This is a genomic window from uncultured Sphingomonas sp. (genome assembly GCF_964235535.1).
Taxonomy (GTDB): domain Bacteria; phylum Pseudomonadota; class Alphaproteobacteria; order Sphingomonadales; family Sphingomonadaceae; genus Sphingomonas.
On sequence record NZ_CAXSBH010000025.1, the window covers coordinates 13,126 to 35,819 of the forward strand.

Annotated in this window: 26 protein-coding genes; 13 read left to right on the top strand and 13 right to left on the bottom strand. The window is 69.5% G+C overall.

Annotation, left to right across the window (positions count from 1 at the left end):
• Position 1: 1 nt before the first annotated feature.
• The 3 genes from ACFE7F_RS09240 to ACFE7F_RS09250 form a co-directional block, all read right to left on the bottom strand.
• Positions 2-949: a cation diffusion facilitator family transporter gene (locus tag ACFE7F_RS09240; RefSeq protein WP_375403564.1), complete on the bottom strand. Its 948-nt coding sequence runs from the start codon at positions 947-949 to the stop codon at positions 2-4.
• A gap of 7 nt (positions 950-956) precedes the next feature.
• A complete protein-coding gene (pdxH, locus tag ACFE7F_RS09245; RefSeq protein ID WP_375403565.1) occupies positions 957-1,538 on the bottom strand; it encodes a pyridoxamine 5'-phosphate oxidase in 582 nt (193 codons plus the stop codon).
• 215 nt (positions 1,539-1,753) lie between these two features.
• A complete protein-coding gene (locus ACFE7F_RS09250; RefSeq protein ID WP_375403566.1) occupies positions 1,754-2,023 on the bottom strand; it encodes a hypothetical protein in 270 nt (89 codons plus the stop codon).
• A 146-nt stretch (positions 2,024-2,169) separates the two neighbouring features.
• Between ACFE7F_RS09250 and ACFE7F_RS09255 the strand changes: the two genes are divergently transcribed.
• The 7 genes from ACFE7F_RS09255 (at position 2,170) to ACFE7F_RS09285 (ending at position 7,108) form a co-directional block, all read left to right on the top strand.
• Positions 2,170-3,114: a DnaJ C-terminal domain-containing protein gene (locus ACFE7F_RS09255; protein WP_375403567.1), complete on the top strand. Its 945-nt coding sequence runs from the start codon at positions 2,170-2,172 to the stop codon at positions 3,112-3,114.
• An 8-nt stretch (positions 3,115-3,122) separates the two neighbouring features.
• Positions 3,123-4,067 (top strand): YihY/virulence factor BrkB family protein, encoded by a 945-nt coding sequence (locus ACFE7F_RS09260; RefSeq protein ID WP_375403568.1) that lies wholly within the window; start codon positions 3,123-3,125, stop codon positions 4,065-4,067.
• 14 nt (positions 4,068-4,081) lie between these two features.
• Entirely contained in the window at positions 4,082-4,885 is an 804-nt protein-coding gene (gene fabI, locus ACFE7F_RS09265) for an enoyl-ACP reductase FabI (RefSeq protein ID WP_375403569.1), read from the top strand.
• Between the two features lie 8 nt (positions 4,886-4,893).
• Positions 4,894-5,136 (top strand): DUF4160 domain-containing protein, encoded by a 243-nt coding sequence (locus ACFE7F_RS09270; protein ID WP_375403570.1) that lies wholly within the window; start codon positions 4,894-4,896, stop codon positions 5,134-5,136.
• On the top strand, positions 5,129-5,482 hold the full coding sequence (locus ACFE7F_RS09275) for a DUF2442 domain-containing protein (RefSeq protein WP_375403571.1): 354 nt from the start codon (positions 5,129-5,131) through the stop codon (positions 5,480-5,482). Before ACFE7F_RS09270 ends, ACFE7F_RS09275 begins: the two co-directional genes overlap by 8 nt.
• Positions 5,479-6,561: a chorismate synthase gene (gene aroC / locus ACFE7F_RS09280; protein WP_375403572.1), complete on the top strand. Its 1,083-nt coding sequence runs from the start codon at positions 5,479-5,481 to the stop codon at positions 6,559-6,561. The genes ACFE7F_RS09275 and aroC overlap by 4 nt, the downstream gene beginning before the upstream one ends.
• Before the next feature lie 61 nt (positions 6,562-6,622).
• Positions 6,623-7,108, top strand: a complete 486-nt coding sequence (locus tag ACFE7F_RS09285) for a hypothetical protein (protein ID WP_375403573.1) — start codon at positions 6,623-6,625, stop codon at positions 7,106-7,108.
• A gap of 53 nt (positions 7,109-7,161) precedes the next feature.
• Here the strand turns inward: ACFE7F_RS09285 and ACFE7F_RS09290 are convergent, their stop codons facing one another.
• The 6 genes from ACFE7F_RS09290 to ACFE7F_RS09315 form a co-directional block, all read right to left on the bottom strand.
• The gene (locus ACFE7F_RS09290) at positions 7,162-8,451 is read right to left on the bottom strand and encodes an adenylosuccinate synthase (RefSeq protein WP_375403574.1); all 1,290 of its coding nucleotides are present in this window, start codon (positions 8,449-8,451) and stop codon (positions 7,162-7,164) included.
• 313 nt (positions 8,452-8,764) lie between these two features.
• Positions 8,765-9,292, bottom strand: coding sequence for a shikimate kinase (locus ACFE7F_RS09295; RefSeq protein ID WP_375403575.1), 528 nt, complete (start codon positions 9,290-9,292; stop codon positions 8,765-8,767).
• Between the two features lie 136 nt (positions 9,293-9,428).
• Positions 9,429-10,517 (bottom strand): ATP phosphoribosyltransferase regulatory subunit, encoded by a 1,089-nt coding sequence (locus ACFE7F_RS09300; RefSeq protein WP_375403576.1) that lies wholly within the window; start codon positions 10,515-10,517, stop codon positions 9,429-9,431.
• Positions 10,514-11,014 (bottom strand): endonuclease domain-containing protein, encoded by a 501-nt coding sequence (locus ACFE7F_RS09305; protein WP_375403577.1) that lies wholly within the window; start codon positions 11,012-11,014, stop codon positions 10,514-10,516. Before ACFE7F_RS09305 ends, ACFE7F_RS09300 begins: the two co-directional genes overlap by 4 nt.
• Before the next feature lie 69 nt (positions 11,015-11,083).
• Complete coding sequence (gene serA / locus ACFE7F_RS09310; protein WP_375403578.1) at positions 11,084-12,661, bottom strand: phosphoglycerate dehydrogenase; 1,578 nt, start codon at positions 12,659-12,661, stop codon at positions 11,084-11,086.
• 145 nt (positions 12,662-12,806) lie between these two features.
• On the bottom strand, positions 12,807-13,934 hold the full coding sequence (locus ACFE7F_RS09315) for a phosphoserine transaminase (RefSeq protein WP_375403579.1): 1,128 nt from the start codon (positions 13,932-13,934) through the stop codon (positions 12,807-12,809).
• Positions 13,935-14,168: 234 nt separating this feature from the next.
• Between ACFE7F_RS09315 and ACFE7F_RS09320 the strand changes: the two genes are divergently transcribed.
• Together ACFE7F_RS09320 and ACFE7F_RS09325 are read left to right on the top strand one after the other, a co-directional pair.
• A complete protein-coding gene (locus ACFE7F_RS09320) occupies positions 14,169-14,798 on the top strand; it encodes an extensin family protein (RefSeq protein ID WP_375403580.1) in 630 nt (209 codons plus the stop codon).
• 10 nt (positions 14,799-14,808) lie between these two features.
• The gene (locus ACFE7F_RS09325) at positions 14,809-15,699 is read left to right on the top strand and encodes an LOG family protein (RefSeq protein ID WP_375403581.1); all 891 of its coding nucleotides are present in this window, start codon (positions 14,809-14,811) and stop codon (positions 15,697-15,699) included.
• 19 nt (positions 15,700-15,718) lie between these two features.
• On the opposite strand, the gene ACFE7F_RS09330 is transcribed toward ACFE7F_RS09325, so the two are convergent.
• On the bottom strand, positions 15,719-16,417 hold the full coding sequence (locus ACFE7F_RS09330) for a c-type cytochrome (RefSeq protein ID WP_375403582.1): 699 nt from the start codon (positions 16,415-16,417) through the stop codon (positions 15,719-15,721).
• Between the two features lie 161 nt (positions 16,418-16,578).
• Here ACFE7F_RS09330 and ACFE7F_RS09335 point away from each other — a divergent pair, with 161 nt between their 5' ends.
• The gene (locus ACFE7F_RS09335) at positions 16,579-17,466 is read left to right on the top strand and encodes a prephenate dehydratase (protein ID WP_375403583.1); all 888 of its coding nucleotides are present in this window, start codon (positions 16,579-16,581) and stop codon (positions 17,464-17,466) included.
• A 31-nt stretch (positions 17,467-17,497) separates the two neighbouring features.
• On the opposite strand, the gene nudC is transcribed toward ACFE7F_RS09335, so the two are convergent.
• The 3 genes from nudC to ACFE7F_RS09350 form a co-directional block, all read right to left on the bottom strand.
• Complete coding sequence (nudC, locus tag ACFE7F_RS09340; protein ID WP_375403584.1) at positions 17,498-18,370, bottom strand: NAD(+) diphosphatase; 873 nt, start codon at positions 18,368-18,370, stop codon at positions 17,498-17,500.
• Between the two features lie 148 nt (positions 18,371-18,518).
• Entirely contained in the window at positions 18,519-19,877 is a 1,359-nt protein-coding gene (locus tag ACFE7F_RS09345; protein WP_375403585.1) for a serine hydrolase domain-containing protein, read from the bottom strand.
• Positions 19,874-20,902: an A/G-specific adenine glycosylase gene (locus ACFE7F_RS09350; protein ID WP_375403586.1), complete on the bottom strand. Its 1,029-nt coding sequence runs from the start codon at positions 20,900-20,902 to the stop codon at positions 19,874-19,876. The genes ACFE7F_RS09345 and ACFE7F_RS09350 overlap by 4 nt, the downstream gene beginning before the upstream one ends.
• A gap of 26 nt (positions 20,903-20,928) precedes the next feature.
• Here ACFE7F_RS09350 and ACFE7F_RS09355 point away from each other — a divergent pair, with 26 nt between their 5' ends.
• From ACFE7F_RS09355 to ACFE7F_RS09365, 3 genes are all read left to right on the top strand, one after another.
• Positions 20,929-21,435: a DUF721 domain-containing protein gene (locus ACFE7F_RS09355; RefSeq protein ID WP_375403587.1), complete on the top strand. Its 507-nt coding sequence runs from the start codon at positions 20,929-20,931 to the stop codon at positions 21,433-21,435.
• A 1-nt stretch (position 21,436) separates the two neighbouring features.
• On the top strand, positions 21,437-22,117 hold the full coding sequence (locus ACFE7F_RS09360) for a DsbA family protein (protein ID WP_375403588.1): 681 nt from the start codon (positions 21,437-21,439) through the stop codon (positions 22,115-22,117).
• 31 nt (positions 22,118-22,148) lie between these two features.
• Positions 22,149-22,694 (top strand): thioredoxin domain-containing protein (locus ACFE7F_RS09365; protein WP_375403589.1); only part of this gene is annotated, 546 nt, incomplete at its 3' end.

Consider the following 22,694-nt stretch of genomic DNA (forward strand, 5'->3'; position numbering starts at 1 on the left):
CCTAAACCCGCTTGCCGAACCAGTGGGGGGTCACGTCGGTCTCGACCAGCGGATTGTCGGTATCGACATGACCCTCTGGATCGAGGTGGATCAGCACCTCGACTTTGGGGAAGGCGCGTTTCAGGTTCGCCTCGACGCCTTCGACCAGATCGTGCGCGTCGGCGACGGAGATGCGCGGATCGACCTCCATGTGGAATTGCGCGAAGTCGTGCGTGCCTGAACGGCGGGTGCGGAAATCGTGGATGCCGCGCAGACCCGGTTCGCGCGCGGCGACGTCCAGGAACGCGGCGCGCTGCGCGTCCGGCCATTCCTTGTCCATCAGCTGATCGATCGCGTTGGACGACGCCTTGAACGCGCCCCAGGCGAGCCACAGCGCGATGGCGATGCCGAACACCGGGTCGGCCCCGCGCACCCCGGCATATTGCTCGATCACGAGCGCGGCGATGACGGCGCAGTTGAGCAGCACGTCCGACTGATAGTGGACGTTGTCGGCGTGGATCGCGACCGACCCGGTGCGCCGGACGATCGACCGCTGGTAGGACAGCAGGCCGAACGTCACCGCGATCGCGACGAGCGAAACGAGGATGCCGAACCCGGCATCGGCGGCGGTCACGGGCTCGGAGAAACGCTCGATCGCGCGCCAGGCGATGCCCGCCGACGATATCGAGATGAGCGCGACCTGGAACAAGGCCGCCAGCGCCTCCGCCTTACCGTGGCCGAACCGGTGATCGTCGTCGGCGGGCGTCGCGGCGAGACGGACGCCGTAAAGCGTGACCAGCGAGGCGAGCAGGTCGAGGCCGGTGTCGGCGAGCGAGCCGAGCATCGCGACCGACCCCGTCGACCAGGACGCGTAGCCTTTAAGGATCAGCAGGAATCCCGCCACGCCGACGCTGGCGAGCGCGGCGCGGGTCGCCAGCGGCAGATGGCGGCGGCGTTCGTCCAGGGTCATCGGAGCGTCATGGAAAGAGCAGCCCTTCGCGCCAAGCACCCGAGCCGTCGGGCGTGAACAAACGGCGTTCATGTAGGCGGTGTTCGCGGTCCCGCCAGAATTCGATCCGCTCGGGCGCGACGCGGTAGCCGCCCCAATGCGGCGGGCGCGGCACGTCCCGGCCCTCGAACCGCCGCGCGGCCTCGTCGAAGCGCGCCTCGAACGTGTCGCGGCTGTCGAGGTCGCGCGACTGGTCGGAAGCCCAGGCACCGAGCCGCGAGTCCCGGCCGCGGGAGGCGAAATATGCATCGGACTCCGCGTCCGACACGCGCGACACCGTGCCCTCGATGCGGACCTGGCGGCGCAGCGTCTTCCAGTGGAACAGCAGGCTCGCCTGGCTGCGCGCATCGAGTTCGCCGCCCTTGCGGCTGTCCCGGTTGGTGTAGATCACGAAGCCGCGCTCGTCGTGACCCTTGAGCAGCACCATGCGCACCGATGGTCGACCCGACCCATCGGCGGTGGCGAGCGCGACCGCGTCGGGATCGTTGGGCTCGGTCGTCTTGGCCTCGGCGAACCAGGACTCGAACAAGGCGTGGGGGTTTTCGATCACGTCGGCCGTCATAGCTGAACTGACGGGGGGAATTAAGTCCCTCGTTCCGGGTGAACTGACCACACCACGTCGCGGCAAAGCCGCGCCGTCGGTCGACACGGCTGGACTAAAGCCAGCCGGTCGCCGGGGCACCCCGCAAAGTAATACTTTGCGGGGTGCCCCGGCGACCGGACTGACGCGGGAGGGCCGGACAAGCGCCGCTTGTCAGGCGCGCGTCAGTCCTGCTTCGTTACGGCATTGACGTTGCCGACATCGGCATCGACGTCCGTGCCGCCCTGCCCGGTGCCGTGATAGGCTATCTTCGTCTGCCCGCCGTGGCCCATGAAGCCACCGCCCTCGGGCTTCTTGCCCGTCTGGGGATTGGGATAGCCGCCGCCGCCGCTCTCGCCCGCCGCATCCTTGCCGCTCGGCGCGGTGGCGACACCATCGGCGGCGCCTTTCCTACCGTCGGTGGGCATGGCTTGGTTGGGTTGCTTGTCGCTCATGGTCATCACTCCTTTTCCGCAGGTCAACGCCCGGGGGGCGAGTGACGTTCATTTTGTTCGCGCTAGGCATTTCCGATTACGCTACGCCCGATTGCGCGGTGTGGGGCGTGACCTACATAGACGAGTAACACACCCCCGGGGGAACGATGGCCGATCCATATGCGACGCTCGGCGTGGCGCGCGGCGCCGACGAGGCGGACATCAAGAAGGCGTACCGCAAGCTCGCCAAGGAGCTGCATCCCGACCGCAACAAGGACAATCCCAAGGCGTCCGAGCGCTTCAGCCAGGTGACGTCGGCCTACGATCTGTTGACCGACAAGGATAAGCGAGCGCGTTTCGACCGGGGCGAGATCGACGGCGACGGCAACCCAGCGTCGCCGTTCGGGATGGGCGGGGCCGGGGCGCGCGGTGGCGGTGGTGGGGGCGGCGGCGGGTTCCGCAGCCAGGGCTTCGAGTTCGGCGGCGACACGGCCGAGATGGGCGACGTCTTCGAAGGGCTGTTCGGCGGGAACCGATCGGGCGGCGGATTCGCGAGCGGCTTCGGCGGCGGGCGGCGGGCCGCGGCCAAGGGTGCGAACCTCGCCTACAAGCTCGCGGTTCCGTTCACCGACGCCGCGACGCTCGCCGTGCAGCGGGTGACGCCGGCCGACGGCAAATCGCTCGATTTGAAGCTGCCCGCCGGGGTCGAGACGGGAACGCAGATGCGCTTGGCGGGGCGCGGCGAGGAGGGCCCGGGCGGCGCGGGCGATGCGATCGTCACGATCGAGGTCCAGCCGCACCGGTTCTTCACGCGCGACGGCGACGACGTGCGCCTCGACCTGCCGCTGACGCTGGCCGAGGCGGTGCTGGGCGGGCAGGTGCGCGCGCCCACCGTGGACAAACCGGTCATGCTGACGGTGCCCAAGGGCACGAGCTCGGGCCGCGTGCTCCGCCTGAAGGGCAAGGGTTTCCACAAGAAGGGCGGGGGGCGCGGCGATCAGCTGATCACGCTGATGATCGACCTGCCCGCGGGCGACGCCGAACTGGAGGGCTTCGTCGCCAACTGGCCGGGCGCGACAGGCGGAAATCCGCGCGCCGCGATGGGCGTGTGACGCCGGGCATGGACGAAGGCGCCGCTCTTACCCCGGAAGCACGATCGCGGCGGCACGGCCGCACGCGCGCCTATCTCGCCCGGATGCGTCCGGGCGAACGCGCCTTGGAGGTGACCAAGCGGTCGCTATTGGGCGTGTACAATGTCGGCTTCATCCACGCCGGCAACCTCGCCTATCTGGCGCTGACCGCGATCTTCCCGTTCTTCATCGTCGCCGCCGCCATCCTGGCGCTGTTCGGGCAGGATGACGAGACGCAGCGCACCGTCATGTCATTCCTGCGGACGTTACCTCCCGACACGGCCGAGCTGCTGAGGAAGCCGCTCGCCGACGTGATCGCGGCGCGGACGGGGTCGCTCCTGTGGCTGGGGGCGCTCGTCGGGCTGTGGACGGTGGGGAGCTTCATCGAGACGATCCGCGAGATCGTGCGCCAGGCCTACGGCTATGTCAGCAGCGCGCCGTTCTGGAAGGCGCGGTTAAGCTCTTCGCTGGTGATCGTCGGTTCGGTAATCCTCGCGCTCCTCTCGTTCCTGATCCAAGGCGTGATGACCGCCGCCGAGCAAATCATCTACCGGCTGTTCCCCTTTGCACAGGATGTCGCGGGGTGGGTCGGGTTGTCGCGGCTGGTACCCGCGCTCGTCATGTTCGGGGCGTTGTACGCGCTCTTCTACACGGTCACGCCGCGCAAGTACCGGAGCTGCCCGATCTGGCCCGGCGCCGCCTTCACCGCCGCCTGGTGGGTGGGCATGACGCTCGGCCTGCCGCTCGCGCTGGCGCAGTTGGGCGGGTACGACATGACATACGGCAGCCTGGCGGGGGTCGTGGTGCTCCTGACGTTCTTCTACCTGATCGGGTTGGGGCTGGTGTTCGGCGCGCATCTGAACGCGGCGCTGGCGGAACCGCCCGAACCGGCGCTAGGGAACGGGTCGGCGGAGGACGAGGCCGCGGCGGCGTGAAGGAACCAAGGTTGGTGACGGGATTGATGGCGGGCAAGCGCGGGCTGATCATGGGCCTCGCCAACGACCGGTCGCTGGCGTGGGGGATCGCCAAGAAGCTGAGCGAAGCGGGCGCGGAGCTCGCCTTTTCCTACCAGGGGGAAGCATTGGAGAAGCGGGTGCGCCCGCTCGCCGAAAGCCTGGGCGCGGCGCGGTTGATCGAGTGCGACGTGTCGGACATGACCGCGCTCGACCGCGCGTTCGCCAAGCTCGGGGAGGAATGGCCGACGCTCGATTTCGTCGTCCATGCGATCGGCTTCTCCGACAAGAACGAGCTGCGCGGCAAGTTCGTCGATACCAGCCTGGAAAACTTCCTGCTGACGATGAACGTGTCGGCCTACAGCTTCGTCGCGGTCGCCCGGCGCGCGCGCGCGATGATGCCGGAGGGCGGATCGCTGCTGACGCTGACCTATTACGGCGCGGAGAAGGTCGTGCCGCATTACAACGTGATGGGCGTCGCCAAGGCGGCGCTGGAGGCGAGCGTCAAATATCTCGCCATGGATCTGGGGCCGGAGAACATCCGCGTGAACGCGGTCTCGGCGGGGCCGATCAAGACACTGGCGGCGAGCGGGATCGGCGATTTCCGCTATATTCTCAAATGGAACGAGCTGAACTCGCCCATGCGCCGCAACGTCACGATCGAGGATGTCGGCGGCGCCGGGCTGTATCTGCTGTCCGACCTGGCGAGCGGAGTGACGGGCGAGATCCACCATGTCGATGCGGGGTACAACGTGATCGGCATGAAGGCGGAGGATGCCCCGGACATCGCGCTGGCGTGAGCTGACGGATGGTCGTGGTGCATCGCGCGTTCGGTTACCGTTTTATCATCTACAAGGACGATCACGACCCTCCGCACGTGCACGTCAGAGCAGGCGGAGAGTTGAAGGTCATGCTCTGCGATGCAGACGGCGACCCGAAGATCGTCAAAGTCACGGGAGAGGTGACGCGCCCCGATCAGCGGCGTATCGTGCGTGAAGTTCGCAAGCAGCAATCGCCGTTATTGACACGCTGGAAAGAGCTCCATGGCTGAGATGACCGACGCCGACTTTGCCGCCGCCGAGGAACGCGGCCGCGTTTCGCTGCTGACCACGCCGCACGCGAGGTCCGCCCGGTATGAGTCCGCTTCCGGCCGCGTTATCGTCGAGCTTACCAACGGCTGCACCTTCAGCTTCCCAGCCAGGATCGCGCAGGACTTGGAAGGCGCGACCGATGACGAACTCACGCAGATTGAGGTCGACCCATGTGGCGTCGGCTTGCATTGGGAGAAGCTCGACGTGGACTTCACGGTCGCCGGGCTGATGGCGGGCCGCTTCGGCAGCGCCCGCTACATGCGCGAGCGGTTCGGTCCGCATTGGGACGCCGTCGCCGCCGAATGAGTTGGAATTCGTTTGGACGCATATTCCGCTTCACCACTTGGGGCGAGAGCCATGGGCCGGCGATCGGGGTGGTGGTGGACGGGTGTCCACCAGGTATTGCCCTGTCGGAGGCGGATATCCAGCCTTGGCTGGACAAGCGGCGGCCGGGGGCTTCGCGCTTCACTACGCAGCGGCGCGAGCCCGATCTGGTGCGCATCCTGTCCGGAGTGTTCGAGGGGCGGACGACGGGGACCCCGATCTCGCTCATGATCGAGAACGTCGACCAGCGGTCGAAGGATTACTCCGAAGTCGCGCGCGCCTATCGGCCGGGCCACGCCGATTATGCCTATGATGCGAAATACGGGCTGCGCGATCACCGGGGCGGCGGGCGGTCGTCGGCGCGCGAGACGGCGGCGCGGGTCGCGGCGGGGGCGGTCGCGCGGCTGGTGATCCCGGGGGTACGCGTCCGAGCGTGGGTGGAGGCGATCGGCGGCGACGCGGTCGATGTGCGGGCGTTCGACGATCCGGAGATCGACCGGAACCCGTTCTTCTGCCCCGACGCGCGCGCCGCCGCGCGCTGGGAGGGGCTGGTCGACGCCGCGCGCAAGGCGGGCTCGTCGCTCGGCGCGGTGGTGGCGTGCGAGGCGACGGGCGTGCCCGCCGGTTGGGGCGCGCCGATCTATGCCAAGCTCGATGCGGAGCTGGCGGCGGCGTGCATGGGGGTGAACGCGGTCAAGGGCGTGGAGATCGGCGACGGCTTCGCGGCCGCCGCCGCCACGGGCGAAGCGAATGCCGACCCGATGCGGACCGGGGCGGACGGCCCGGCGTTCCTCGCCAACCATGCAGGCGGGATCGCGGGGGGGATCGCGACGGGGCAGCCAATCCGGTTGCGCGTCGCGTTCAAGCCCACGAGCTCGATCCTGACGCCGATCGACACGGTCACGCGCGAGGGCGAGAATACGGCGATCGCCACGAAGGGGCGGCACGACCCCTGCGTCGGTATCCGGGGGGCGCCGGTGATCGAGGCGATGGTCGCGCTGGTGCTCGCCGACCAAGCGCTGCTGCACCGGGCGCAGTGTGGCGGGGACACGGTAGGATGAGGGAACGACGGCGGAGCCAAGCCGTTGATCGCCCACGCACTTCCATATCGGAGCATCGATCATGAAACTTATTCTGACACTAGCGGCATCCACCCTGATAGCGACCGCGGCGATTGCCCAGACCGGCACCACCGGCGGCGTGAGCGGCGGCGGCATGGGCCCGGCCACGGGCGTCGGCGGCACCGTCGGTTCGCAATCCGGCACGGGCAGCAGCGGCACCATGACCGGCCAGAGCACGACGACCAGCCCCACTCTGTCCACCCCGAGCACGACCACCGACACGGGCGGCAGCACGACGCGCAGCCGCAGCCGGACGCGCGGAGCCAGGCGCGGGTTGACCACCAGCGGTTCGACCGGCAGCGGCTCGACCGGCAGCGGCTCGACGACCGGCGGCGATATGACCAGCGGCTCGATGGGCACCGGCTCGATGGGCACCGGGACGTCGGGCTCGGGCACCATGGGCGGGACCACAAGCTCGATGCCTGGATCGACGACGGGTGGAACCTCGACCGGCACTACGCCGCCGATGGGTACCACGCCGCGCTGACGTGAAGGGAGCGGGCCGGGGTGACCCCGGCCCGTTCGATCAGGCCATTTCGCTCAGTCCGCGAACGGATCGCGGACCAGGATCGTATCGGCGCGCTCGGGGCTGGTCGATACGAGCGCGACCGGGCAGCGGATCAGTTCCTCGATTCGTCGGATGTATTTAATCGCCTGAGCGGGGAGTTCGGCCCAGCTACGTGCACCGGCCGTCGTTTCGCGCCAGCCTTCCATCGTTTCGTAGATCGGCTGGACAGCGGCCTGGTCGGCGGCGTGGGCGGGAAGGTGGTCGAGTTCGGCCCCGCGCAGGGTGTAGCCGGTGCAGATGCGGACCTCGTCGAAGCCGTCGAGCACGTCGAGCTTGGTCAACGCGATGCCGGTGACGCCCGACACCGCCGCCGACTGGCGCACCAGCACCGCATCGAACCAGCCGCAGCGGCGCTTCCTGCCAGTCACCGTCCCGAACTCGCGGCCGGTGATGCCTAATCGTTCGCCTGTCGCATCCGCGAGTTCGGTCGGGAACGGGCCGGAGCCGACGCGCGTGGTATAGGCCTTGGCGATGCCGAGCACGAAGCCGACCCCCGACGGGCCGATCCCCGACCCTGCCGCCGCCGCGCCCGCGACGGTGTTGGACGAGGTGACGAAAGGGTAGGTGCCGTGGTCGATATCGAGCAGCACGCCCTGCGCGCCCTCGAACAGGATGCGGCGGCCGCGCGCTCGAGCCTCGTGAAGGTCGCGCCAGACTGGCTTGGCAAAGGCGAGCACGAAGTCGGCGATGCCGCGCAGGTCGGCCAGCAGCTGAGCCCGGTCGACGGGAGGTATGCCGAAGCCGGCGCGGAGCGCGTCGTGGTGCGCGAATAGGCGGTCGAGCTGCGGCTGGAGGTCGTCGAGATGGGCCAGATCGCAGACACGGATCGCGCGGCGGCCGACCTTGTCCTCGTAGGCCGGGCCGATGCCGCGCCGCGTAGTGCCGATCCTGCCCGCGCCGCTCGCGTCCTCGCGTAGGGCGTCGAGGTCGCGGTGGAAGGGCAGGATGAGCGGGCAGGTGTCGGCGACGCGAAGCGTTTCCGGCGAGACGGCGACGCCCTGCTCGCCCAAACGCGCGATCTCGTCCCGAAGCGCCCAGGGGTCGAGCACGACGCCGCCGCCGATCACCGACGGCGTACCGCGCACGACACCCGAGGGGAGCAGCGATAGCTTGTACGTCTTGTCGCCGACGACGAGCGTGTGGCCGGCGTTATGCCCGCCCTGGAAGCGCACCACCATGTCGGCGCGCTCGGCAAGCCAGTCGACGATCTTGCCCTTGCCCTCGTCGCCCCACTGCGCGCCGATCACCGCTACGTTGGCCACTTGCTACTCCATGCCGTTCGGGTGGGCGTTAGGGCGGGACGGCCGGGGGGTCCACGGGTTTGGGGCGGGCGTGGGCGGAAGTAGGTAACGCCGGGTAACGCCAACGGCGTGTCGGAGCGCGGGGGCGAAGGTAACGAAGGTAACGCGTATTCGCCGGAATGTGCGGTGGGGCGAGTGGGGAGCGCAACGCATGTTTGGGTTGCGCGAGCGCTGGTGGGAGCGGTTCGGCACCGTCGAGCTTGGATCAGAAGTCGATCGTGTAGGACACGTATTTTCGCGCATCGACCGACGATCCAGTCGCGAACTTCCGCAATCACTCGTCCAGCGCGCGTATTATGAAGTCGGTGGCGTCGACTGGCGATGTACACCCGGTATCGATGCAAAGCGTCGGCTGCGGCATGTCGCTCATGCATATGTTCATCGCCGTCCGATGCTCACGAAGCACATCCACGGATTGCAGCTTGCCGAACCGTGCGCGTTCTGACGAGACCAGGCGACGTTCCTGTTCCGTCTCGTTCAACGTAAGAGCAACGTAGACCACTTCACCACCGCAGCTGGTCACGGTTTCAGTAAGCTGATCAGCGAAGCCGGTGGTGACCGACGGCTCCGGTGCAAAGGTAAAAATCAGCGATTGCCCGATCCGAGCCGCCGTCGAGATCGTCTCAAGCCAGAACCGCTCACGAAGGCGAATGAAGTCATCGGACCCAAATGGAAAGACCGACGCCACCGCATCCACGATCAGGTGATTGTGGAAGAGTGGGAAGCCCGTCCTTTCGGCGACCAACCGCCCTACGGTAAGCTTACCGGCGGCAACCGGCCCATAAATGAACACAAGCCGCATACCAATCAATCAACCACCCCAAAAACTAGTTCTTGCCGCCGGATGTACGGCAAACTCTTTTCAACGTCACGATTTCCAAGTACGGGGCTCAAGTTATCGGTCAAGGCTCGGTGTGGATTGGCGGGCATCCGCGCCATCATCTCAGTGTCTCAGTCGCATCGTTTCGCCATACATGCGTCGCAAGCTGCGCCTCCGGGGTATCCCGCTCTTCCAGCGCGGCCACGGTTACCCATCCCTCCGCGCGTAATGCCCTGCCCTGCTCGGGCGGGGTGCCCAGCGGCAGGAACAGGCGGCGGCGTTCCGGGACGGGGCCGCCCAGCGCGTCGGCGTAGAGGGAGAAGCCGGTGGCGGGTTCCTCCGCGCCGTCCTCGTGGACGACCGTGTAGGTGCCGCCGCGGCCGACCTCGGCGCCCTGGGCGAAGAGCGAGAAGCCGAGCCAGGACTGGTATTCGAAGCCGTGGCGCTCGGTCGGGTCGAGCGTGAGCTGGGCCAGGCCCGCGACCCCGTCGGCGATCGCCTGGAGGCCGTCGAGGCGCGTCGCGAGCGCGCCGGTGCGGTCGAAGGCTCGTAAGGACGCGACCGCCACGTCGAACGGGCCGGCCGCTTCAATCAGGGGGAGGTAGGCGGGGGCGATCGCCGCGACGCCGCCGGCGTCCTTGGCGTCGAGGCGGTCGCGTAGGGGAGCGACCAGCGCCGCATCGACCGGCATGGCCCCGCGCGCGAGCGTCTCGACCAGGTCGGGGAGGGTGAAGTCGATCGATAGCCCGGTCGCGCCGGTCACGGCCAGCGCCTCGGCGGCGACGCCGACCAGCTCGCGCGCGGCGGCGACGGTGTCGAGGCCGATCAGCTCCGCGCCGATCTGGCGGCGTTCACGCGCGGGGCTAAGTTCGGGCGCGCGGAGGCGGAGGACGGGGCCGGCGTAGGACAGGCGGACGGGGCGCGGGTGATGGCCCATGCGCGTGGCGGCGATGCGGGCGACCTGGGCGGTGAGGTCGGGGCGGACCGCGAGCGTGCGTTGGGAAATGGGATCGACGAAGCGGACGGCGTCGCGCAGGCCCCCGGCCTTGAGGCGGGTGCCGAGCGCCTCGGCGAACTCGGCGAGCGGGGGGTCGACGCGTTCGTAGCCGTGGAGGCGCGCGACCTCTAGCACGCGGGCCTCCACGGCCGCGGCGGCGTCTGCGTGAGGGGGCAGGCGGTCGCGGAAGCCTTCGGGGAGGAGGGTCACTGCGGCACGACCCCTCTCCCCGGCCCTCTCCCCAGGGGGGAGAGGGAGTTTAATTCTTCTCCCCCCTCCTGCTCGCGAAGGAAGGGTTGGGCCAAGTGCGCTCGCTCTTCTTCTCCCTCTCCCCTTTGGGGAGAGGGTCGGGGAGAGGGGCTGCTTGATAAAGCCGCGATGATGCTCGTGAGTACGCCATCTTCGTTGCCCATGACATCGGCGTTGGTGAAGCGCATGACGCGGTAGCCGTCCCGCTCGAGCCGTACCGTTCGACGCACGTCATAGCTTTCGCTCCGGGCGTGAGTATCGCCGTCGATCTCGATAATCAGTTTGTGCGACCGCGCGACGAAGTCGGCGATGTAGGGGCGGCGTACCGATTGACGCACGACCTTGATCCCGTTCAGCCGCTTAGCGCGGAGGTGATACCAAAGCCGGGCCTCGGCGGGGGTCATCTGTTTGCGGAGCGCCTTGGCGAAATCTAGCAGGCGTTCTTCGACTTTCGGCACTGCCCCTCTCCCCGGCCCTCTCCCCAAAGGGGAGAGGGAGATCATGTTGTTCCCGTCATCGCTTTCCTGTCAGAAGGTCAAGCCCATGGCGGTGCGGACCCCACCGAGCGTCTTCACTCGCGCCAGCAAATCCGGGGTGACCGCCTCGTCGAGCGACAAAAGTACGATCGCCTCGCCGCCGGTGTCGCGGCGGCCGAGATGGAAGGTGCCGATGTTGACGCCGGCCTCGCCCAGCAGCGTGCCCAGGCGGCCGATGAAGCCGGGGCGGTCCTCGTTGACGACATAGAGCATGGGGCCCGCCAGATCGGCTTCGACCTTGATGCCGAACAGCTCGACCAGGCGCGGCTTGGAGTCGCCGAACAGCGTACCCGCGACCGAGCGTTCGCCGTCCGCGGTGCCCACCGTGACGCGGATGAGGGTGTGGTAGTCGCCCTCGCGCTCGTGGCGGACCTCGCGCACGTCCAGGCCGCGTTCGCGGGCGAGAAACGGCGCGTTGACCATGTTCACGATGTCGGAATGGACGCGCATGAAGCCGGACAGCACGGCCGAGGTGATGGGTTTCAGGTTGAGCTCGGCGGCCGCGCCCTCTGCCTCGACCGAGACGGAGCGGATCGCGCCGTGGGCGAGCTGGCCGACGAGCGAACCGAGCTTTTCGGCGAGCGCCATGTAGGGACGGAGCTTGGGGGCTTCCTCGGCCGACAGGCTGGGCATGTTGAGCGCGTTGGTGACGCCGCCGGTCAGGAGGAAATCGGCGAGCTGCTCGGCGACCTGGATTGCGACGTTGACCTGCGCCTCGGTCGTCGACGCGCCCAGATGCGGCGTCGAGACGAAGCCGGGGGTGCCGAACAGCGGGCTGTCGGTGGCGGGCTCGGTCTGGAACACGTCGAGCGCCGCGCCCGCGATGTGGCCGCTATCGAGCCCGGCCTTCAGCGCGGCCTCGTCGATCAGTCCGCCGCGCGCGCAGTTGATGATGCGGACGCCCTTCTTGGTGCGGGCAAGCGCGTCGGCGGAGAGGATGCCGCGCGTCTGGTCGGTGAGGGGCGTGTGGAGCGTGATGAAATCGGCGCGGGCGAGGAGGTCGTCGAGCGATACCTTTTCGACGCCCATCTCGACGGCGCGCTCGGGGGTGAGGAAGGGGTCGAAGGCGACTACCTTCATCTTGAGGCCACGCGCGCGGTCGGCGACGATCGAGCCGATATTGCCCGCGCCGATCAGCCCCAGCGTCTTGCTCGTGAGCTCGACGCCCATGAAGCGGTTCTTCTCCCATTTGCCGGCTTGCGTGGACAGGTCGGCCTCCGGCAGCTGGCGAGCGAGCGCGAACATGAGCGCGATCGCGTGCTCGGCGGTGGTGATCGAGTTGCCGAAAGGGGTGTTCATGACGACCACGCCCTTCGCGGAGGCCGCGGGGATGTCGACATTGTCGACGCCGATCCCTGCGCGGCCGACGACCTTGAGGTTGGTCGCATGGTCGAGGATGTCGCGGGTGACCTTGGTGGAGGAGCGGATGGCGAGGCCGTCGTAGCCGCCGATGATGGCCTTGAGTTCGTCGGGAGTTTTGCCGGTGATTTCGTCGACCTCGACGCCGCGTTCGCGGAAGATCGCGGCGGCGCGGGGGTCCATCTTGTCGGAGATGAGGACTTTGGGCATTTGATTTTCCTTTCTAGCCCTCTCCCGCTTTCGCGGGAGAGGGTGGCCGAGCGTAGCAAGGTCGGGTGAGGGCACTTCTCGGGAGAGGTCCGGCCCTCACCCTGGCGCTTCGCGCCTGTCCCTCTCCCGCGAAGGCGGGAGAGGGTTAAGTGCGCGCCGTCGCGTAGGCCCAGTCGAGCCAGGGGCCGAGCGCTTCGATGTCGGGGGTGTCGACGGTGGCGCCGCACCAGATGCGTAAGCCCGGCGGGGCGTCGCGGTAGCCGGCGATGTCGTAGGCGGCGTCTTCCGTCTCCAGAAGTGCAGCCATCCGTTTGATCAGTGCCTCGTCCGCGCCCTCCACCGTCAGGCAGACGCTGGTGCGCGAGCGAGTGGCAGGGTCGGGGGCAAGGTGGCCGAGCCAATCGCGCGCCTCGACGATGCGGTCCAGTGCGGCGGCGTTGGCGTCCGATCTCGCGATCAGCCCGCCCTGCCCCAGCGATTTGGCCCATTCGAGCGACCAGATCGCGTCCTCGACCGCGAGCATCGAGGGCGTGTTGATCGTCTCGCCCGCGAACACGCCTTCGGTCAGTTTGCCCTTGGACACGAGGCGGAAGACCTTGGGGAGCGGCCAGGGCGGCGTGTAGCTTTCGAGGCGTTCGACCGCGCGGGGGCCGAGGATCAGGACGCCGTGCGCGCCCTCGCCGCCCAGCACCTTCTGCCAGGAGAAGGTGGCGACGTCGATCTTGTCCCAGTCGATGTCGTAGGCGAACACGCCCGAGGTGGCGTCGGCGAAGCTCAGGCCCTCGCGGTCGGTGGGGATCCAATCGGCGTTCGGCACGCGGACGCCCGAGGTGGTGCCGTTCCAGGTGAAGAGCACGTCGTGGCTCCAATCGACCGCTTGCAGATCGGGTAGTTGGCCGTAGTCGGCGCGGATCACCACCGGATCGATCTTGAGCTGTTTGACCGCGTCGGTCACCCAGCCCTCGCCGAAGCTCTCCCAGGCGAGCGCGGTGACCGGGCGCGCGCCCAGCATTGTCCACATCGCCATTTCGTAGGCGCCGGTGTCCGACGCGGGGACGATGCCGATGCGGTGCGTGTCGGGGAGCTGGAGCGCCTCGCGCATCAGGTCGATGCTGTATTTGAGCCGCTGCTTGCCGAGCTTGGAGCGGTGCGAGCGGCCCAGGCTGGCGGTGGCGAGCTTGTCGGGGGACCAGCCGGGCGGCTTGACGCACGGGCCGGAAGAAAAGAACGGACGCGCGGGTTTCAGGCCCGGGCGGGTCGGGGTATTCGTCATGGTCTCTCCTCACAGAGAGCGCGCGCGGCGTTGGGACCGCGTGGCCCGGCCGGGGCGGTAGCGGTGGATGGGTGCGGGAGCAAGACAGGCCATTACGCCCGGTCGGACCGGGTGGAGGATAGGCGCGCTTCGCCTGCCGTTCGCCCTGAGCTTGTCGAAGGGTCGTTCTTCTTCCACCACGGCCGGCGAAGGGGAAGGACGTTGCTTCGACAAGCTCAGCACGAATGGAGGAGGGTGGCAGTCCTGCTTCCATTCGTCCTCCTCGCGGGATGCGGGCGTTCGGAGCGACCCTCGCCGCCGCGCGTCGATATCGTGCGGCCGCCCGCGCGGGAGGTCGCGCAGTGCCACGCGGACCTGCGCGCGGAGGGGGTCGCGTTCCGCGCGCTGCCCGACAAACCGACGGGCGCGGGGTGCGGGTTGTATGGGACGGTGCAGCTGCTGGACATCGGCGTGCCGGTCACGGGGATCACCGCCATGCGTTGCGGCAACGCGCGCGCGTTCGCGGGGTGGGTGCGCAACGCGGTCGCGCCCGCCGCGTATCAGGAGCTGGGATCGGAGCTGACGCGGGTGACGGGCATGGGCACCTATGCCTGCCGCGACGTCGTCGGCGCGGGCGGCGGGGCGCGACGGTCGGGGCACGCGACGGCCAACGCGGTCGATGTCGCGGGCTTCACGCTTCGCGACGGGCGACAGATCACCGTGGCGCGCGATTGGGCGTCGGATGATCCGGCGGTGCGCGGGTTCCTGCAGACGATCCGGCGGTCGGCCTGCCGGCGGTTCGGGACGGTGCTGAGCCCGGACTATAACGCGGCGCACCGCGACCACCTTCACCTGGAGGATGACGCCGCCGGGTTCTGCCGCTAACGCGCCGCCGATGACCGACATTTCAGTTTCCGGCCCAGTACCCGACCGCGTCTTCGCGCCCGCCCGCGAGGCGGCCGAGAGCGCCGCGACCAGCCTGTCGACGCCGCAGACCGACGATCCCGCCTACAGCCTCGCTTTCCAGGACCTCGACTTCCTGCTGCGCGAGGATCTGCGGCCGGTGCGGTTCCAGCTGGAGCTGCTCAAGACCTCGCTGATCATGGAGGAGGCGCATATCGGGTCGACCTTCGTCTTCTACGGCTCCGCGCGCATCCCCGAACCCGCCAAGGCGCAGGCGCTGCTGGCGATGGCGAGCGACGAAAAGTCCAAACGGATCGCCGAGAGCCTGGTCGCGAAGGCGCGCTGGTACGACGTCGCGCGCGAGCTGGCCGGGCTGGTCAGCAACTTCCCGCGCGACGGACAGGGGCAGCGGCACTTCGTTGTGTGCTCGGGCGGCGGGCCGTCGATCATGGAGGCGGCGAACCGCGGCGCGGCGGACGTCCACGCCGATTCGATCGGGCTCAACATCGTGTTGCCGCACGAGCAGGCCCCCAACCCGTACGTCACGCCGAGCCTGTCAACGCAGTTCCATTATTTCGCGCTCCGGAAGATGCACTTCCTGCTCAAGGCGCGCGCGCTGGCGGTGTTTCCCGGCGGGTTCGGGACGTTCGACGAGCTGTTCGAGCTGCTGACGCTGATCCAGACGGGGAAGATCGCGCCGATCCCCGTGCTGCTTTACGGCCGCGAGTTCTGGGACCGGGTGGTCGATTTCCAGGCGCTGGTCGATGAAGGCGTGGTGTCGGAGCGCGACCTGGGCATCTTCACTTATGCCGACACCGCCGCGGAAGGATGGGCGACGGTTCAGCGCTTCTACCGCGAACGGGCGGAGAAGGGGGCGGCCTAGGAAACCGGGCGCTCGGGACTTACTTCCCGACCTTCGCGCCCTTCTCGGCGGCGGCCGGGTCGATCGACGGCGCGCCCGTGGAGGGCGAGGCGGTGTTGGCGATGTCGGCCGTCGGGTTCGCCTGAGCGTTGGCGATCGCCTCGACCGCCTTGGGATCGGTCGCGCCCGTCTCGGTCGCGGCGGCGCCCGGAGGCGGGGCGGCGGGGAGGGGGAGGTTCGAGCCCTGGCTATTGAGATAGGCGAGGACGTTGGCGCGGTCCTCGCCGTTGCCGAGCCCCGCGAAGGTCATCTTGGTGCCGGGCGCGAACTTGCGGGGGCTGAGCAGCCACGCGTTCATCTTCTCCCAGTCCCAGTTGCCGCCGACGCCCTTCAGCGCATCGGAATAACCGTATCCGGACGAGGCCAGGCCCTTGCCCATGACGCCGTGCAGGTTGGGGCCGATGCCCGCCGCGCCGCCGGCGTTGATCGTGTGGCAGGCGGCGCATTTCTTGAACACGTCCGCGCCCTTGGCGGGGTCGGCGGATGCGAGCAAAGTGGCAATCGGCACCTGCGCGGCCGCGCCCTCCTCGCCACCCTCGGCGGCGACGCCCTCGATCACGTAGCCCATCTTTTCCGGGCGCTCGCCGGTGAACACCATGCTGCCGACGATCGCGAGGCCGAGCGCCGCGCCGCACGCCGCCAACGCCCAGCCGGCGATCGTGTTGGTCTTGATATCCATGTGTCTGACGTGAGCCCTAGAAGGTTACTTTACCGGCCTATCTAGAAAAACGCGTCCGCACCTGCAAGCCGCGCGTAGCCCGGTTGCAACATCGATCAAGGGGCATCGGCCGTGCGCCGGCGCTTGCCCGCCCTGTCCGCGCCGCCTAACCGCCACCTCCGATGGAGAGCTTTCCCGCCCCCGCCCGCCCGCTGGTCGCGCGGATGACCGCCGCCGCAGCCGCCGATCCCGCGCGGGCGGTCGCATTCCAGGGCGCGCCGGGGGCGAACAGCCATCTGGCGGCGTCGGAGGCGTTTCCGGGCGGCTTGGCCCTGCCCTGCTTCGACTTCGCCGACGCGATCGACGCGGTGCGGGACGGCCGCGCGAGCGTCGCGATGATCCCCATCGAGAACTCGCTCCACGGCCGCGTCGCCGACATCCACTTCCTGCTGCCCGAATCGGGCCTGAGCATCGTCGGCGAGCACTTCCTGCCGATCCGCTACGCGTTGATGGGCCGAGCGGGCGGTGCGATCCGGCAGGCCGTCAGCCACCCCCAGGCGCTCGGCCAATGCCGCCAATGGCTGCGCGATCGCGGGATCGAACCGGTGCCCTATCCCGACACGGCGGGCGCGGCCGCGCTGGTGGCGGAACGCGGCGAGCCCGGGCTCGCCGCGCTCGCGCCGCCGGGCGCGGCGGCGCTGTACGGGCTCGACCTGCTGGCGGGAGACATCGCCGACGCCGACCACAACACCACGCGGTTCGTCATGCTCGCCCGCGACGAAACCGCGCCGGAGGGCGACGGCCCGTGGATCACGACGCTGGTGTTCGAAGTACGGAACGTCCCCGCGGCGCTGTACAAGGCGATGGGGGGCTTTGCGACCAACGGCGTCAACATGTTCAAGCTGGAAAGCTACCAGCGCGGCGGCAGTTTCGCCGCGACCGAGTTCTACGCCGATGTGGAGGGACGGCCGGGCGATGCGGGATTGGGCCGCGCGTTGGAGGAACTGGGTTTTCATGCCAAGTGGGTGCGCATATTGGGGACATACGCGCGCGCACGGGAACGCGGCTGAGCGCGACGCGCATCCTGCGCCTCGCGGACGTTCAGCCCTCTCCTGCCCATTCGCTAAGCAATGTATGGGCGATGGCGTAGGGCGGGGGCGGAAGGAACGGGCCCTGCCCGCCCGCAAGCACCGCGCGGACCTCGTCGCGGTTCACCCAGATCGCCTCGGCGATCTCGTTGTGGTCGAGGGTAAGCGCGTCGTCGTCGGCGACCGCGACGCAGGCGATCATCAGCTGCGAGGGGAACGGCCAGGGCTGGCTGGCGACGTAGCGCACACCGCGGACGCGCACGCCGGCTTCCTCGTGGATCTCGCGTGCGACGGCTTCCTCGACCGACTCGCCCGGCTCGACGAAGCCCGCCAGCGCGGAGAAGCGACCTGCGGGCCACGATGCTTGGCGACCGAGCAGCGCGCGGCCGCCGTGTTCGGCGATCATGATGACGACGGGATCGGTGCGGGGGAAATGCTCGGCGGCGCAAGACCCGCAGCGGCGCACCCAGCCCGCGCGGACAACCACGCTCGGGGAGCCGCAATTGGCGCAGAAGCGGTGGCGGGCGTGCCAGTCGAGCACGGCGCGCGCCTGGGCATAGGTCGCCGCCTCGCCGGGCCGCATCTCGCCGAGGCTGCCTAACAGGCGCGGCGAGCGGAAGGGCGAGCCGCCGGGCTCGTTCGTGACCTGGGCGAAGCGGGGGCGGTCGTCCTCCAGCCCGAGCAGCACGAGCTCGGCATCCGGATCGGCGTCGGCGAGGCTCGTCCAGGCGAGGCGGCCTTCCGGCGTCACCTGCGGCTCGTAGCCCGGGCCCAGGACGAGCAGGCGCGCGCGCCGGTCGGAGAGCGCGGCGGCGAGCGCGGCGGGGTCGTTCCGCAGGCGATCGGCGCGATCGAGCGTACCGCCCGTGAAGCCGGGGGGGCTCACCCGAGGCTTTCGGAAGAAGGCATGCGCTTCCTAATCGTCATGCCGGACTTGTTCCGACATCCATCGTGGTGCGAACTCCCCGGCTCGGGAGCGCGTACGACGATGGACCCCGGAACAAGTCCGGGGTGACGGAAAATATAAGGCGAGTTCACCGTACCGTCACGAAATCGCGCGCCAGCGCGGTGGGGACGTCCTGGCGGAGCGGCCAGCGTTCGGCGGGGAAGTAGTTGACCATGATCGTGCCGCGCACGCGCTTGACCGGGTCGATATAGGCGATCGTTCCAGCCGCCCCGCCCCAGCCGTAGGTGCCCTTGCTCGGCCCGCCCGGCCGGTCGGCGAGGTAAACCGACCCGCCCGCGCCGTAGCCCATCGGCGTGCCCGCGCCCTGCGTTCCGCCGGTGCCGCCGCCGATGCCCTGGAACGTGACGCCCGTGGGCAGCAGGTTCGACATGGCGAGCCGGGCGGTCGCGGGCTTCATGACGCGCGCCCCGTCGAGCTCGCCGCCATTCTGAAGCATGTGGAGGAAGCGGTCGTAATCGCGCGCCGACGATACGAGCCCCGCGCCGCCGTAGGGGAAGCTCGGCGGCCGCAGGTATACCGATGTCCGCGCGGGATCGGCGACGACGCGGTTGGTTCCGCGCGGGTCGGGCTGGAACGGGTTCGCGCCGATGAAGGCGTAGTTGGTCGCGAACCGCCCGGCCTCGCCGGCGGGCACGGTGAAGTAAGTGGAGGTCATGCGGAGCGGCGTGAAGATGCGCCGCTGCAGGAACCGATCGAACGGCATCCCCGACGCGCGCTCGACCACCGCGCCCAGCACGTCGAGGCCGATCGAGTAACTCCAGCGCGTTCCCGGATCGGCGATGAGGGGCAGCGTCGCGACGCGGTCGGCGAACGCCTGGAGCGAGGTTGGGCGAACGCGGCGCGCCTGCTCCTCGATCAGCGCGTTGGCGGCACCCGGCAGGATGCCGAGCCGTTCGTACTCCTTCAGCAGCGGCCCTTTGGTGACGATGTTGTAGCCGAGCCCGGCGGTGTGCGTCAGCAGGTGGCGGACCGTGATCGGGCGCGCGGCGGGGCGGCTCGCCAGGCTGTTGGCGGGATCGGTCAGGACGCGCATGTTACGGAAGGCGGGCAGGATGTCGGAGACGGGCTGGTCGAGGCCGAGCTTACCCTCCTCCACCAGGATCATCGCGGCCATGGCGGTGACGGGCTTGGTCATCGAATAGATGCGCCACAGAGTGTCCGGGCCCGCGGCGACGGTCGAGTCGTCGGCGATGCGGCCGGCGGAGACGAAGATCGGGTCGACGTCGCCGATCCCGAACGCGGCGGCGATGCCGGGCATCTTGCGGTCGCGGACATAGGCGTCGAACAGCGCCTGGGTGGCGGGGAGCCGGTTCGGCGCGGCCAGCGTCGGAAGCGCCCGAGGTCGCGCCGCGCGTTGCGCCTGTCCGGCCCAAGCCCCCGTCGCGAGCAGCGCCGCCGCGGTCATCGCCATCGTCACTCGCTTCATCGTCCGCTCCTCAATGCTTCCGCCGCGCGCCGGAACACGGTCGGCAGCCCCGCCCCATCCAGCTCCGCAATCGGCCACCATTCGCCCGGCTCGTGCCCCGAGCCCTCGCCGACCGCAAGCGCCAGCTGCAACCGGAAATGCGTGAAGCCGTGCTCGACGGTCGCGGGGAGCAGCCGCCATCCGGTTCCGCCCGGCGCATCCGCGAGGCCGGGAGGCTCGTCCGTCCACGGCCCGGTGGGAAGCGCCCGCATCCCGCCGAGCAGCCCACGCGGCGGGCGGTGGTGGAGCAGCACGCGGCCACCATGCTCGAGCCAAAAGGCGGTGCCGTGGCGTTGCGGGCGATCCGGCTTGGGCTGCTTGACCGGGAAGCGGTCGGGTTCGCCGGTCGCGAAGGCATCGCACCAGGCCCGCACCGGGCATAACAGGCATCGCGGACGCCTTGGCGTGCAGATGGTCGCGCCCAGATCCATCATGCCTTGCGCGAAGTCGCCCGCGCGCTCGGTCGGAGTAAGTTCGTCGGCGGCGGCGCGGATCGCCGGGCGGGATCCGGGCAGCGGCGCGGCGATCGCGAACAAGCGCGATACGACGCGCTCGACATTGGCGTCGACGACCACCGCGCGCTCGCCGAACGCGATCGCCGCGACGGCGGCGGCAGTGTACGCGCCGAGTCCGGGCAGCGCGCGCAACTCGGCTTCGGTGCGAGGGAAGCCGCCCAGCGCCGCCACCGCCTTGGCCGCCGCATGCAAATTGCGGGCGCGGGCATAGTAGCCAAGGCCCGCCCAGGCAGCCATGACGTCGGCCTCCGTCGCCGTCGCCAGCGCCTTGGCGGTCGGCCAGCGCGTGGTCCAGGCGGTGAAGCGCGAGCGGACGGTGGCGACGGTGGTCTGCTGGAGCATCACCTCCGATACCCATACGCGGTACGGGTCGGGCGTCTCGCCCGGCTTGGCGCGCCACGGCAGGTCGCGGCGGTGCGCGTCGTACCAAGTCAGCAGCGCGGACGCGACGGATAGGCGCTTGGCGTCCACGGGCGCGCTATGGCATGGGAGCCGCAATGAGCAAACGCTCCCCCCCTCCCCCTCCCGAGCGACAGAACCGATCGCGGCAGGTGGCCGAGCTGCTGCCGCAGGTCGGCGGCGCGGCGTTCCGGCGGTTCGGCTTCGTGCAGAGCTCGGTCGTGAGCCGCTGGCCCGAGATCGTGGGCGAGCGGTATGCCGGGGTCAGCCAACCCGAGTCGCTGCGCTTCCCGCAGGGCAAGAAGCAGGACGGGACGCTGACGCTGACCGTGCGCGGCGCGCATGCAGTGATCATGCAGCATATCGTGCCGGAGATCACCGATCGGGTGAACCGGTTCTTCGGCTATCCGGCGGTGGCGCGCGTGCTGATCCGCCAGGGCGAGGTCGACAAGCCCGCGCCCCGCGCCGCGCCGCCGTCGATCCGCGCGGTCCCCGTCGAGCTCGGCGCGGGCCTGAAGGCCATCGCCGATCCCGAGCTGAAGGCGGTGCTCGAGTCGCTCGCCGCCGGCGTCGCCGCGTCGGGCGCGCTGCCCAGGATCAGCTGAGATGTTCCGTCCGTTCCTCGCCCTCGCGGCCCTGTGCCTCGTCGCCGCGGCCGCGCCCGCCCAAAGAAGGGCGACCGACTGGTCGGCGACCGCGCGGCCGCTCCCGACCGGCGGATACCTGGTCGGCGATCCGGCGGCGCGCGTGAAGCTGATCGAGTATGCCAGCTATACCTGCTCGCACTGCGCGGAGTTCGCGGTGGCGTCGAAGCCGGTGTTGAAGGGCGCGATGATCCGATCGGGATCGACCAGCCTGGAGCTTCGCCACCTGATCCGCGACGCGTTCGACCTGACGGCGGTGGTGGTGGCGCGCTGCGCGGGACCCGCCGGGTTTTCGCGGACCAGCGACGCGATATTCGCCGGGCAGAACGACTGGCTCCCGCGCGGGGCCGCATACGACCAGGCCAACACCGCGCGGCCGCAAGGCCAGCCGATGCAGGCGCGGTTGCGCGCGCTGGCGGACGGGTCGGGGCTCGCGGCGATCGGGCGTGCGAACGGCGTCACCGACGCGCGGCTCGCCGCCTGTTTCGCCGACCGCGCCGCGATCGACCGGATGATCGCGGCGAGCGAGGCGCGCCCAGCCGAAGTTCGCGCCACCCCGACCTTCTTCCTGGGCGGTCGCCAGACGCCCGCCGCCGACTGGGCGCAGCTGCAACCGCTGTTGCGCGCGGCCGGCGCGAAATGACCCGCCTTCAATGTACGCCAGGAGCCTTTCGATGAACCGCCTCGCCCTATGCTTCGCCCTGCCGCTTCTCGCGCTCACCGCCTGTTCGGGCGAGACGGGCGCGACCGCGGCCGGCAACGCTACGACCTTGGCGACCACGCCCGCTCCGGCAGGCGGCAATTGGACGGAGACGGTATCCCGGACGCCGGAGGGCGGGTACCGGATGGGCAACCCGGAGGCGCCGGTGAAGCTCGTCGAATACGGCGCGCGCACCTGCCCCACCTGCGGCGCATTCTCGCGCGACGCGGCCGTGCCGCTGGCGCGCGACTATGTCGCGAGCGGCAAGGTGAGCTTCGAGTTCCGCGACTTCCTCGTCCACGGCGCGCCCGACCTGGCGGCCGCGTTGCTCGGCCAGTGCGGCGGGACGGCGACGTTCTTCCCGGTGCTCGACCAAATGTACGCCGCCCAGCCCGCCACGCTCGACCGGCTGCAGCAGGGCGGCGCGGCGCTCGAGCAGCGACTCCAGGCGCTGCCGCCGCGCCAGCAGATCGCCGCGCTCGGCGATGCGATGGGGCTGGTCGATTTCGTCAAGCAGCGC